The sequence below is a fragment of the Protofrankia sp. Cj3 genome, from assembly GCF_917627355.1.
In the GTDB taxonomy this organism is placed as follows: domain Bacteria; phylum Actinomycetota; class Actinomycetes; order Frankiales; family Frankiaceae; genus Protofrankia.
Genome location: NZ_CAKJTR010000063.1, coordinates 5,916 through 18,669, shown reverse-complemented (window position 1 = coordinate 18,669; position 12,754 = coordinate 5,916). Strand labels below are relative to the sequence as shown.

The following is a 12,754-nucleotide window of genomic DNA, read 5'->3' as shown; positions in this document are numbered from 1 at the left end:
TGTCGCCTTGACCGCTTGATTCCGCCCCGCCTGCCGCCCGATGATGACAGCCAAGCCGATGAACGAGCACGGATGCTGGCGGACGACCACGGATGAAGTGCACGGGCCAGCGCTCTGTGCGCCGTCCACTGCCTTGTCGTTGATGACGATGCGGGGCTGGCTTGGTGAGACGGTGGCCGCGTTGAGGTTGACGTCGGGGCGACGAACGCCGACCAGAGCGCCGCGCCGCATCCCGGTGGTGACCGCCAGGAGGTACATGGCATAGAGCCGGTCGTCTTGGAGGTGCCTGACGAAGGCACGCAACTGGTCAGAGACGCGCAACTGGTCAGGGGTCCATACCGTGGGCGAACACCGGTCGATCTTCAGTCGGTCGGCTAGGAACGTCAGGCCGGCCACGATCCCACGATGTCTGCTACAACCGGCAGTGGATCCATTCCACGATCAGCCGCCGCACGCCTGAAGAGCCCGGACTCGAATGTGACGGAAGGACAAGATCCGCGGCATGGTAAGAAGTGTCCACGAAAGTGGGAACGTTCCAATTGACAAGGTTGCTGCCTGACAGGGCTGACCATCGGCCCGTCGAGAACCCGAGGCTTCTCTTCCCGGATATGAAAGCCGATATCCGTCTGGCGCTGGGCCCCAGCGGATCCTGTCCGCAGCGTAATTTTTGCCACGTAGTTCTGGCGGCGTGGGATCCGAGGGCTCTCGGTGGGATTCCGCTCTCGCGGATGGTTGAAGCGTTTATCTCGGCGACCACTTAGAGCGACCGGCAATAGGGGACGCGGCGTCACGGGGCTGGGGCACGCACCTCGCCGCGTTGTCGTCGGTCGTCACCCAGCACCAGGGGGACTTCCTTCTCTGCCTTGCGCCGCACGCACCCCAGCCCCGCTCCTTCGCCCCGGAGCAGCGCCGAGCATTCGGTCAGTGCCAGGAACGAGTTTTCATGATCTGTTGGACGTGCCGGTGTGGAGCGCCCACGTCGGCGAGCGCTCCACACCGAGGGGCTCAGACAGGGCGGACGTGCTCCGCCTGCGGGCCCTTCTGACCTTGCGTAACCTCGAACTCGACGCGCTGGTTCTCTTCCAGGCTGCGGTAGCCGGCACTGTCGATCGCCGAGTAGTGGACGAACACGTCGGGACCGCCGCCGTCCTGGGCGATGAACCCGAAACCCTTCTCGCCGTTGAACCACTTCACGGTGCCCTGAGCCATGTGTCGTCTCCTTCGTGGGGCTGGACCAAGCCCGCCCGCTGCGAATACTAGGTTGCCGCGGTGGGATCGTCCCACTGCCGGAAAAGACCGGAGAAACGAAAAACGCCCGCTGTCAGACTCTGGGGCGTTTGAACGTTCGAGGAAGCTCCAACTGCAACACCGTCAACCTACCAGGCTTGGCGGGGATGCGCCGAGCGAGGGGCACATCCAGCGGATACCGCGATAGGTGGCGGGGGCCGTGGGCTTGGCCGGTACGCCGGGGGTCAGGATGCTCGAGGCGGGAGCAGCTTGGCTGATTGGCTCGCTACTGCTAGCAGTTGTCCATTTTTGTCGAATATTCTGGCGGTGATCTGGGCCACACCGCGGATCACGGCTTCGACCCGGGCATCGACCAGCACCCAGTCCGTCTGGGCTATGCGTCCGACCCGCAGGCTGTTGTCCAGGCTGAGTGTGTAGAAAGGCCTGCCCACCGCGTCGATGACAGCGGTTGGCGCCAGATCGGCGAGGATTGCGATCGAGGCTGGCGAGGTCAGCATGGGTTGAGGTAGCCGTGCCCACAGAGCGCAGTGACCTGAACCCGGATTGCCGTCAAGCGTTGACCGTGGGGGACGGGCCCAACGCTGTTCAATCTGAGCGAGCATGCCTCCCGCCTCCTGAATGTCACCGCCGCTGCTGGTGTGGATCCGCGGCGGGCAGTCGAGTGGCTCTGAGGAGATGCCCTCGGGCGGGCCACCGAACTGCAGGCTGTCGCCGGTCGTGCCTCCGAAGGTGCCCGTGGCCAGCATGGCGAGCCGGCCGTTGATCGTGCCGCGGACAGCTGCTTGGGACAGGCTCCGCCCGTGTTGGCCCACCTCCAGGTGAAGACTGAGACACGCGTTGGTCTCAATGGGGGAGATGTACTGAACGGTCGCCCACAGGCAGCCTCGATCGAGGATGCTCTCGCTGACCGCGATCGCCGCAGCCAGCCCACAACCGCCCCACAACGTGCCGCCGGAGTTAAGCAGAGGTGGGCCGATCATGAGGCTGCCGCTGTTGGCTGTGACATCGACAGTCAGCCCGAGCAGCTCATGCGTGTTCCCTCCGGTGGTCCGGTCGGCACCTTCTACATCGATTCCGATGCTCATGTCCTCATGCTCGCAGGTCGCCGTGCTTGCTTCATTGAGCCGTGGAGGGCTGGCCACGGTGGGCGTTTTCGAGGCGTTCCCAGGGAGTGCGAGACTTCCAGTTTATGGTGCAAAAACCCCGGACCGCTGTGGCCCGGCTCATCGCGATCGGAGCCGGACTGTTTCTTCTCGGCGCCGCGGCTGGCGCATGCAGTTCCGGCGGTGCCACGCCAGCGTCCGTCGCTACCCCGACGAAGATCCAGGCGCCGCTCGGTGCCGAAGCGGGCATCAGGGCGCAGACTGGCAGCGACCAGGGTTCCTCCCCGCGGCCGTCGCCCATAGCCGGTGGCCAGCTGACTCCTGCGCCTGGATCACCGCCGGTGTGCGGTGAGTCCGAGTTACGGCTTGACGCCGGGCCGATGACAACTGCCGCGTCCGCCGAACGTCAGGGATTCGTCGTCATCCTCACCGATATCTCCGACCGGCCATGTTCGCTGATCGGCTATCCAGCCGTGGTCGCGTTGAACAGCGAAGGCCGCCAGGAACGGCCCGCCGCTCGCTCCGAGGGCGGCAGCCTGTTCCGGGTGAGCCCACCCGGAACGGTTGTCCTCCAGCCACAGCACAGCGCGTCCTTCGGGGTTGAGTGGACGGCAGTCCGCGCCGCGGACAAATCAGGTGAAAAGGACGCATGCCTGCCGTACGCAAGTTTCGTGATCACACCACCGAATCAGGGGGGCGGTCAGCACATCGATCGACAGACGACTATCTGTGACGCATTCCAGGTGCATCCCGTGGTCACCGGAACCACTGGGGCACGGGCACACTGACCGCCAGCCCAGAAAACGGCACCCGGCCATGCCGGGCTGGCATGTCGCCCAACTGCGACTGGGATGGCCGATGGGACCGTCGTCCTATGACGACGCCCGGAAGCCCGCGATGCCGCGCAGCCGCGGGGCAGCACCCACCCGGGGATTCCAGCCCAGTTCTGAATACATGTCATTGTCCTGCCAGCGGGCCAGCGCCTCCCGGTCCAGGGCGGTAAGCGACTCCGGCAGAGCGTCTAGATGATGCCATTGAAGCTGGTTTGTTCGCGGGTCCTGGCCGGGCGAGGGCATCCCGCGCCAGTGCGTCAGCCGGAAGAACAGCCCCACCCGTTCACCGGTATCGGCATAATAATGATGTGCCACATGCGCGAGCCACACATGCGCTGCCATGGCCATTACCGATGCCGTGTCGTCGGCGATCCGGAGCACAGCCTCTATTGCTGGCTCACCGCCGTGTAACTCGCCCCATGGTAGTTGCCAGGGTGAATCCGGCTCACCGGAACGCCCCAGCAGAACCGACCCGTCCGCGCGCCACATCAGCACATGGATGTTGATCGGTAGCTGGACTCCACGGTCGGTGTCCGTGCGGTTGGCATCATTGCCTGTCACCACAGCCCCTCCGGGGGTCTTGCCAGCAGCGGCGCGCATGTGCGGAAATCCTGCACCGTACTCCAAGGGGATCGCTATGCGATCCCCTTGGAGTACGGTGCTCGGCCGGTTGCACCGTTGACGCAGTCAAACACCGGCTCGATATCCGAGCTGGCAGGCGTCCAGCGGTCAGCCGCGCTCCAGCTGATGGTGGGATGTTCCGTGGTGCCGACGATTGCTGACCACGGCTGCCCGACCATCATGTTTGCCAATCGGTCCCTACTGTGCATTCCCGCAGTCATTCTGCTGGAATTCCGGCGGTGGACAGCCGCTAGCCCACCACCCGCCGTTCGTCGGAAGCTCTGCCCCGCTGACGGCCCTCCCCCGCGAGCCGTCAGCGCCGCGAGACAGGGCAAGCATGCGCCGTGAGTTGTCATCACGGCCTCCCAGATCCTCACTTTCGCGGCATGAGTGAGGGTGCCTGCACATCATGGCGTTTATAGCATGCAGATGCAAGGCTCGGGTGCACGTGCAGAGGTCTGGAAGCGCAGATGCGGCGCCGGAAGATCGGATAACGTACTCTTGCGTCGACTGATGCCGAGGGGGCCGACCGTGGCGACCGTTGACGCTGGAGGCGGTCCGACCGTGTGTCGGATCATCCTGGGTTCTCAGCTCCGTCGGCTTCGTGAGGACAACGGCATCAGTCGTGAGGATGCGGCTTACAGCATCCGGGCATCCGAATCAAAGATCAGTCGCCTGGAGCTGGGGCGGGTCGGCTTCAAAGAGCGCGACGTTGCTGATCTACTCACGCTCTACGGGATCCTGGACGAAGCTGAGCGGACGCCGTTGTTGTCGTTGGCTCGCGAAGCCAACCGGCCTGGGTGGTGGCACAGCCACAGCGACGTCCTGCCGGGCTGGTTCCCGTTCTACATCGGGCTGGAGGAGGCCGCGGTACTGATCCGAACCTACGAGATCCAGTTCATTCCGGGCCTGCTCCAGACCGAAGACTACGCTCGTGCCATCATAACTCAGGGTTACAAGGGGATTCCGGCTGAAACCATCGAGCGTCGGATCAGTGTGCGGATGAACCGGCAGAAGCTGCTGATGAAGCCAGATCGTCCTAGGTTATGGGTAGTTGTGGATGAGGCTGCCTTGCGGCGTCCGATAGGTGGGCCCGAGGTGATGCGCGCTCAGCTTGAGCACCTGATGGCGCTCACGGAACGACCGAATCTTACTTTCCAGATCATGCCGTTCCATTTCGGTGGTCACGCCGCTGAGGGCGGTGCATTCAGCATCCTGCGTTTCCCTGGAAAAAATCTACCGGACGTTGTTTACCTGGAACAGCTCGGCGGTGCCGTCTACCTGGACAGGCGAGAAGAGGTTGACCGCTACCTGAACGTCATGAACCGCCTCTGTCTCGACAGCCTGCTTCCGGCTGACAGCACCGATGCTCTCAGCCGGATCCTCAGCGACACCTGACACGAGCTGGACCGCACCCGGACCATGATGTTCTTCGCGCCAGTAGAGGGCGCGAAGCGTCCTAGTGGTCTCGGGCTCATATGAGGTCTCTACTGGATCAGGTTGTCAAAGTCGCCGTCCTTGGCACCGAGGATGAGCGCTTCGATTTCGGCGCGGGTGTAGATCAGTGCGGGACCTTCGGGGTGCCTGGAGTTGCGGACCGCGATGGAGTCCGCTGAGAGGCGGGCCAGCTCCACGCAGTTTCCCTGTGAGTTGCTCCGCTGGCTCTTCTGCCACGTGACCTGCGGCAGCGCGGTCGCGGATATTCCGTTGTAGATCTCCTGCATGGTGGTCTCCCTCGATTTCGGTTGGCCGCCAGCGACGCGAAAAGATCATAGTTGTGCACCGGTGGCGGGGTGGTGCGCATGTCGGAACTCGCTTCGCGGTCTTGCACGCATTACTGGGCGTGGCTCGCACGGACGCGGTCACGCTCGTCTGGACAGGCACATGAACATGAACAGCCCGCCGGCGGAACTCACCTCCTCCCGCTTGGCGGGAGCCTCGGTGTGCGTGCAGATGCACGTACTTCCTGCGCAGGATATAGCACGGTCGTTCGCACGTGCATTAGGGAAACAAAAATTACTTTAAGTGTCAAAAATATGGCGGATCGTATGCAAAAATTATCAACCGCCCATGGTCTGTTACGATGAGATGTATATTGATTATTTATAGTTACTTTTGGTGCTGCGTATCCACCTCGATGAGTGGACCGATCCGCCGATCACTGCTCTGCGCTCGATGTCCCGGGTCATGAGCTGCTATGGCCGACCAGCCTGGCGAGGCCGGCCGTGGTGAACGCACGCCCGGCCGGGGAGACGCTCTCGGCACGGTTCAGCCGCCGGTCCAGGTTGATCGCGGCATTGATCATTGCGAGATGGGTGAACGCCTGTGGGAAGTTGCCCAGCTGCTCGCCGGTGAGCCCGATCTCCTCGGAGTACAGCCCCAGATGGTTGGCGTAGGTCTGCATCTTCTCGAAGATGAACTGTGCCTCGGTGAGCCGGCCTGAGCGAGCAAGCGCGTCGACATACCAGAACGTGCACAGCGAGAACGTCCCCTCCGAGCCGCGCAGCCCGTCCGGCGAGGCCTCCGTGTTGTAGCGGTAGACGAGGCTGTCGGAGACGAGTTCGGAGTTCATCGCGTCGAGCGTGGACAGCCACATCGGGTCGTCCGGCGTGACGAAGCCGACCTGCACCATGCGCAGGAGAGAGGCGTCCAGCACCTCGGTGCCGTAGTGCTGGATGAAGGCCCCACGCTTTTCGTTCCAGCCACGATCCATGACCTGCTGGTAGATCCGCTCGCGCTCCCGTGCCCACCGCTCCTGGTCGCCGGGCCGGCCGTGCTCGGCGGCGAGCCGGATGGCCCGATCGAAGGCTGTCCAGGAGTTGATCCGGCCGTAGGTGAAGTCGGCCCGTCCGCCGCGGGTTTCCCAGATGCCCTCCTCCGGGGAGTCCCAGTGGCTGCACAGCCAGTCGAGAATCCGGAGCAACCGCATCCATCCTGAATGACTGAGATTGACACCCTTGTGATCGGCGAAATAGATGGAGTCCAGCGCTTCGCCATAGATGTCGAGCTGGAGCTGGTCGGCAGCGCCGTTGCCGATACGCACCGGTCGGGAGCCGCGATACCCCTCAAGGTGCTCGAGAAGCTCTTCGTCCAGATCGGATGACCCGTCCACGCGGTACATCAACCTTAGCGGTCCGGATCCGTCGCCCGCTTGTTCCTCCACCCGGTCGGACAGCCAGCCGACGAACATCCGGGCTTCTTCCACATACCCGAGCCCGAGCAGCGCGTACACCGAGAACGAGGCGTCGCGGATCCAGGTGAAGCGGTAGTCCCAGTTACGTTCGCCGCCCACCTGCTCGGGTAGCCCCGCGGTGGGCGCCGCCACCAGCGCGCCGGTGGGTGCGTAGGTCATCAGCTTCAGCGTCATGGCCGAGCGGTACACCTGTTCCCGCCAGCGGCCATGATAGGTCGACCGGCCCAGCCAACCACGCCAGAATGCGACGGTCTCGTCAAACATCGAGATAATTTCATCTCTGGCCAGTTGGCGCGGTGGCCCGGCCGCACCGGTTTCCAGCATCACCGCGCCGATCTCGCCCGCATGCAGGTTCGCCGATCCTTGAATACCGTCACCCCGCGGATTCCGGATGCGGTCGGCCGAGGCCCAGCCGATCGTTCGGGCCGGATGCATCGTGAGCTGTATACCGTTCGCCCGGAAGACCGCTCCCGCACCAGTCACATCCAGGGTATGGGTGGCGCGGCCGTAGTCGAACCGCGGCATACAGTCGAACGTGAAGCGCATCTCACCGCGTACGACCCGGACCAGCCGGACCAGCCGATGGTTGTCGGTGGCGCGCTTCGTGTCCACAACCGGCATGAAGTCAACCACTTCACCCACACCCGCATCGGTCATGAAACGGGTGATGAGTATCGCGCTGTCGGGAAAGTAGAGCTGTTTGGATACGTATCCTGGTTCGGCTGGAGCAATGCGGAAATGTCCCCCTTTCGCACGGTCGAGCAGCGCCGCGAAAACGCTCGGTGAATCGAACCGTGGCGCGCAGAACCAGTCGATCTCGCCATCTTTCGTAACCAGTGCGGCTGTGTGCAGGTCGCCGATCAAGCCGTGATCGGCAATCAGCGGATAGTCCATTTTTCTCCCTGTGCTCCCGCGGGTGCCGGACCCACCGGTTTCCGGCGGATGCAGCGGTATCCCCAGTGGTGTACCCAGGTTGCCGGTCCGTTCACGAAGCGTATGAGCGACTTACCCGTCCGTGCTGCTCACCCAGTTCGGGTGGAGCGGGGCGAGGTGCGGGAGCATATTGTGGCGGCAGCGGGAACGAAGAAGGTGACCATGGGACGGCTGGGGGATCACGCGGCGTCGGTGACTCTGGTGGGGGCAGGTCCGTGAAGGGGCGGCGCGGTGACTAGCGCGTTGCCCCTTGCGCTTGCCGCCGGCATTTATCCGCTGGGCCTGGCCATTGTATTGCGTTACCTTGGAGAGCCCGCCTCGATGCGGCATGCGTACGCCTATCTGGCGGGCACCGCGACAGTCACTTTCGTCGCGGGGATAGCAATTTTGTTGGCCTTGCGCGGCTCGGGCCTGACCGAACGGCAGCATCCCGCGCCGGGCGGTGGAATCCAGGTTTTCCTCGGGGTTGCGCTGCTGTTCGTAGCGGTTCGCCTCACCCGGCGGCGAAAGCGTGCCGACAGGGATGCCAGCAGGGATAGCGACAGGCTGGATAGACAGAACGAACCGAGTGAACCCGGCAAGGACACGGGAGCGAACGGCGCGCCTGGACGGCACCCTGGACTTGGTCGCGTTTACCTGCTGGGGGTGGTCACGTATCTGCCGTCGTTGCTCTACATCAGTGCGATAAAGGATCTTGCTGATTCCCACAGCAGCAACACTGAAACCGCACTGCTGCTGTTGCTGTGTGCTGTTTTCGTCCTCCAGATGGTGGAGCTTCCGATCATTTTGCGAATCGTCGCTCCGGCGCGGACGGGCGCGATCCTCGCCGCTTACAACGGATGGATGCACCGGCACGGACAGGATCTTCTCATCCTGCTCGCCGCCGCTGGCGGTGGCTACGTTCTCATAAGCGGCATCATGACCCTCCTGGACTGACCGATCAACGGTCGGTGCCCGGATAGCGCCCGGATAGCGTCGCACCCGCACCCGCACCCGCAGCAGAAAAGGCCGATCGCTCGCGTGATTCTATTCCCGGGTCAGCCGTTACAGGTCACCAGCGGCAGGTCCACGGCCCGACTGGCGGCGAGGCGCAGGAGCTTGGGCAGCAGAGCGGCGAGGACGGCGGCGTCCTCGCCGGCTTCGTGCGCCCGTCGTTGGGGTATTCCCCAGTGTGCCGCGAGGGTCGCCAGCTTCAGATTGGGCAGTTGGAGGTCGAGTTGGCGTGCGAGGGCCCGCGTACACAGCCGTCGATCGACGGGAAGCCGTAGGTCGGCCCGGCCAGCCTCGGCCGCGATCATTTGCCAGTCGAACACCGCGTTGTGGGCGACGAACACCCGGCCGGCAAGCAGGGACGTCAGTGAATCGACGATCTGGCCGAACGTCGGGCTGCCCGCGAGTCGTTCACGGGTGAGGCCGTGAATGTGGACCGGCCCAGGGTCACAGCCCGGATCGAGCAAGGTCGACCAGCTGTGCTCGACCGTGCCGTCCGCGGCAACATGGACGACGGCGACCGACAGGACGCGGTCCACCCGGGGTGACAGACCCGAGGTCTCGACGTCCACGACGGCGTACCGGTGCGGGAACAAGGCGGCGAACTCACGGTTCGGGACCACGGTGGTTGTCACAGAACGGATCTTGCCGGACCAGTCTGCCGGGACCGCATCCATATGCACATGAGAGAGACAATTCTTGCGTTGGCGTGTTGATGAGGACCTTGCCTGTCAGCTGGCCAGTTGGGATCGCCGTGGTTGCTCGCGGGCGTGCTGATCTGGTTACAAAATGTTTTGATCATGATGCGAACAGGGATACCCGTGATCAAAATGTCTCGTCTCGCCTCGCCGCCACCGCCCACATTCAAGCGGTGTGTTTACTGTTACCCTTCGATGTCATTGTTGCTCGCTGGGGACTCGGAGCGGATCTGTGTATATATCTCGCGGTGATCGATCACGGCGGGTGTCGCGCCTTGTGCTGCTTGCCGCCATGTGTGCTCCGCTGCTGGCGGCCTGTGGCGGAAGCGCCGGTTCGGCGAAACCGTCATCTGTTCAGTCGAGTTCACCGGCACGGGATGTCCGGGTGGCTTCCACCTCCGCGGTGTCCCCGCCTCCGGTGGGAGCCCCGCAGCCAGCGCCGTCGAATGTCTACGCGTTTGATGGGATGAACCAGTTCAGCCCGGCCGTCCGTGACGCCAGGCCGCTCGTCTACGTTCCGAACAGCGACAGCAATACCGTTGACGTGGTCGATCCGGCGACGTTCAAGGTGATCGACCACTATGTGACCGGCGCCCGGCCCCAGCACGTCGTCCCGTCGTGGGATCTGTCAACGCTGTACGTCACCAACAACGACGGCAACAGCTTGACCCCGATCGACCCGACCACTGGGAAGATCAAAGGACCGAACATCCGTGTTGACGACCCCTACAACATGTACTTCACCCCGGACGGGAAGTACGCGGTCGTCGTCGCCGAGGCGTTGCAACGACTGGACTTCTACGATCCGCATACCTGGCGGTTGCACACGCAACTCAGGGTCGACTGCCCAGGCGTCGACCATATCGACTTTGCCGCTGACGCTTCGTTTCTTGTTGCCACCTGCGAGTTCTCCGGCAAGCTGGTCAAGGTGGACCTTCGCGCACCGGCTGTTGTCGGGTACCTGACCGTCGGGGGCATGCCACAGGACATTAAGATCGACCCACGTGGTGAGGTGCTCTATGTGGCGGATATGATGGCTAGCGGCCTCTACCTTGTTGACCCGATTCGTTTTACGAAGATCGGGTTTTTGCCGACCGGCGCAGGCGCGCACGGCCTCTATCCGAGTCGCGACGCAACCACGATGTACGTGTCGAACCGTGGTGAGGGCTCTGTCTCCGTCGTTGATTTCGGGACTCGCCAGGTCCGGACCAAGTGGTCGATCCCCGGTGGGGGCAGCCCGGATATGGGCGGGGTGTCAGCCGATGGGTCGGTCCTGTGGCTGACGGGCCGTTACAACAGCGAGGTCTACGCGATCTCGACAAAGGACGGCAGCCTGCTCGCGCGCATCAAAGTCGGCCCGGGTCCGCACGGCGCCTGCGTATGGCCCCAGCCTGGCCGTTACTCTCTCGGTCATACCGGCATCCTCCGCTGACCGGTCCGGCCGCTTGCTCCAGATCGACGAGTACGGCCATGGTCGGCTGGCCGCAAGGTTATCGGCTGGCCACAAGGGCGTTGTGGCCAGAAGCGCCGGCGGATGGAGGCGGTCAGCGCGATGCGGGCTGGCATCCTAGTGGTCGCCGCCCCCGGAAGGAATGATCATGACTGGCGGGAAAACTGTGGAGTGACCGGCATTTCCGCTCGTCGCGGTCCCGCACCGCGACCATTCAGCGGGGACTCCTGATATTTTCCTCGCCTGAAGGTGCGAGAGGCATGCGTGCGGCCGGGGTATCCGGGTTATCTTTTATGTGTCCATATTGGCCATCCGGCCCGGTGCCTCGTCGGCTTCCGGCAGCGCGGAGGGAGCTGTAGTCGCGCTGTTTTCGGCTGGCCAGACCCCTGACCCGGCCCGGAGCGATGAAAATGCGTACGTACTGTCGTCATGAGTTTGTTCGATGACCCGTCCCACGGACTGGGATGTCCTCGATCTGGATGGCGATCCCACGCCGGGAGATCCGTTCTCGCTGCGGGAACTGGCGCGGAGGTTCCGGGAATTCGCCGCTGACGTGGAACATGCCAACGGGCAGCTGGCGGCGGTAGCAGCCAATTATGTCGCGATATCGTGGCAGGGGCGGTCGGGTGCGGCATTCCGCGACGAGTCGGACGAGCTCCCAGGGCAGTTACGGAAGCTCGCGAATTCCTATCGGATGGCCGGGGACGCGCTGGGTGCCTACACGCCGGACCTGGACGCCGCGCAGGCCCGGGCCGACAGCGCGCTTGCCCGAGGCCGAGACGCCCGCGCCCGCCGGGATCGTGCCCAGGCTCTGGTCGGCCCGGCGCGAATCGCCCTCATCACCGCTGAGGCGGCCCTTTCGGAGTTGATCCCGGCGTCTCGTCACCCGGTCGAGGTTCCCCCGCCCGATCCGGCTCGGGTGGCGCAGGCGATTCGTGACCACGACGTCGTGCGGGCCAACCTGGAGCGGGCGAGAAGCACCGTCGATGCGGCTCAGGAGGATCTGGATGCGGCTCGTCGGCTCGCTCTTACCGCCAGCCAGATGCGGGCGGAGGCGGCGGCAATCTGCGTGCGCTCGATCCGGAGCGCGTCTCGAGCAGGCCTGAAAAACAAGGCCTGGCGCCCCTGGGGAGGCCTGCTGGAGCACGCCGGCCGCTTCTGGCACGCTGCCGTCCAGGCCGCGAAAGTCGCTGTAGCCGTCCTGGGCGTCGTGGTACTGGTCGTTGGCGGTCCCGTGGCGTGGGCTGTCTTCGCCGCGGCGCTCGTGGTTCTCGCTGACACCCTCGTCCAATACGCTGGCGGTCGAGCCTCCCTGTGGGATGTGCTGTTTGCCCTGGCCGACTGTGTCCCGGCTCCGGTGGGGCTGGCCGCCACAGCTGGAGCCGCCCGAGCGGTCCGGGCTGCCCGGCGGTCTCTACGTGAAGGCCGGACATTCCTTCCGATCTCGCTGGGCGCGGGGCGCGCGCTCCTGGCCACGATGGCTGAGAGTCTCCGTGATCTTTGTGCTCAAACGGTCATAGTGATCAAAAAGAAGCTGCCTCGTGGCGGCGCGGTCCGTGCCCACGATGAGCTGAGGAGGGTGGTGCTCCGGGCACGGCTGAGGTCTGGGGGAGGTGCCGCTGAGCGTGATGAGTAGCGCGTGGAGACTGGCTACCTGCTGTCCGGAAGGTTCTGGAGTAGCGGCT

11 protein-coding genes and 1 pseudogene are annotated in these 12,754 nt (G+C 64.1%); 5 read left to right on the top strand and 7 right to left on the bottom strand.

Going from position 1 to position 12,754, the window contains the following annotated elements:
* The 3 genes and pseudogenes from MJ783_RS10955 to MJ783_RS10945 all read right to left on the bottom strand — a co-directional run.
* Positions 1-396 (bottom strand): annotated as a pseudogene (locus tag MJ783_RS10955) (hypothetical protein); the annotation flags it as partial.
* 609 nt (positions 397-1,005) lie between these two features.
* Entirely contained in the window at positions 1,006-1,209 is a 204-nt protein-coding gene (locus MJ783_RS10950; protein ID WP_239310293.1) for a cold-shock protein, read from the bottom strand.
* A 263-nt stretch (positions 1,210-1,472) separates the two neighbouring features.
* Positions 1,473-2,333, bottom strand: coding sequence for a thioesterase family protein (locus tag MJ783_RS10945; protein ID WP_239310292.1), 861 nt, complete (start codon positions 2,331-2,333; stop codon positions 1,473-1,475).
* Between the two features lie 104 nt (positions 2,334-2,437).
* Here MJ783_RS10945 and MJ783_RS10940 point away from each other — a divergent pair, with 104 nt between their 5' ends.
* Positions 2,438-3,139, top strand: a complete 702-nt coding sequence (locus tag MJ783_RS10940; protein WP_239310291.1) for a DUF4232 domain-containing protein — start codon at positions 2,438-2,440, stop codon at positions 3,137-3,139.
* 84 nt (positions 3,140-3,223) lie between these two features.
* Here MJ783_RS10940 and MJ783_RS10935 read toward each other — a convergent pair whose 3' ends face one another.
* Positions 3,224-3,745, bottom strand: a complete 522-nt coding sequence (locus MJ783_RS10935) for an NUDIX domain-containing protein (RefSeq protein WP_239310290.1) — start codon at positions 3,743-3,745, stop codon at positions 3,224-3,226.
* Positions 3,746-4,336: 591 nt separating this feature from the next.
* Between MJ783_RS10935 and MJ783_RS10930 the strand changes: the two genes are divergently transcribed.
* Entirely contained in the window at positions 4,337-5,203 is an 867-nt protein-coding gene (locus MJ783_RS10930) for a helix-turn-helix transcriptional regulator (RefSeq protein ID WP_239376894.1), read from the top strand.
* 89 nt (positions 5,204-5,292) lie between these two features.
* Here MJ783_RS10930 and MJ783_RS10925 read toward each other — a convergent pair whose 3' ends face one another.
* Both MJ783_RS10925 and MJ783_RS10920 read right to left on the bottom strand, forming a co-directional pair.
* A complete protein-coding gene (locus MJ783_RS10925) occupies positions 5,293-5,529 on the bottom strand; it encodes a DUF397 domain-containing protein (RefSeq protein ID WP_239310288.1) in 237 nt (78 codons plus the stop codon).
* A gap of 461 nt (positions 5,530-5,990) precedes the next feature.
* Complete coding sequence (locus MJ783_RS10920) at positions 5,991-7,892, bottom strand: glycoside hydrolase family 15 protein (RefSeq protein ID WP_239310287.1); 1,902 nt, start codon at positions 7,890-7,892, stop codon at positions 5,991-5,993.
* A 270-nt stretch (positions 7,893-8,162) separates the two neighbouring features.
* Between MJ783_RS10920 and MJ783_RS10915 the strand changes: the two genes are divergently transcribed.
* Positions 8,163-8,867, top strand: coding sequence for a GAP family protein (locus tag MJ783_RS10915; protein ID WP_239310286.1), 705 nt, complete (start codon positions 8,163-8,165; stop codon positions 8,865-8,867).
* A gap of 101 nt (positions 8,868-8,968) precedes the next feature.
* Here the strand turns inward: MJ783_RS10915 and MJ783_RS10910 are convergent, their stop codons facing one another.
* Positions 8,969-9,556 (bottom strand): exonuclease domain-containing protein, encoded by a 588-nt coding sequence (locus MJ783_RS10910; protein WP_239310285.1) that lies wholly within the window; start codon positions 9,554-9,556, stop codon positions 8,969-8,971.
* A gap of 448 nt (positions 9,557-10,004) precedes the next feature.
* On the opposite strand from MJ783_RS10910, the gene MJ783_RS10905 reads away from it, so the two are divergent.
* The gene (locus MJ783_RS10905; RefSeq protein ID WP_239310284.1) at positions 10,005-11,051 is read left to right on the top strand and encodes a YncE family protein; all 1,047 of its coding nucleotides are present in this window, start codon (positions 10,005-10,007) and stop codon (positions 11,049-11,051) included.
* 460 nt (positions 11,052-11,511) lie between these two features.
* A complete protein-coding gene (locus MJ783_RS10900; RefSeq protein WP_239310283.1) occupies positions 11,512-12,705 on the top strand; it encodes a WXG100 family type VII secretion target in 1,194 nt (397 codons plus the stop codon).
* Positions 12,706-12,754: the final 49 nt, after the last annotated feature.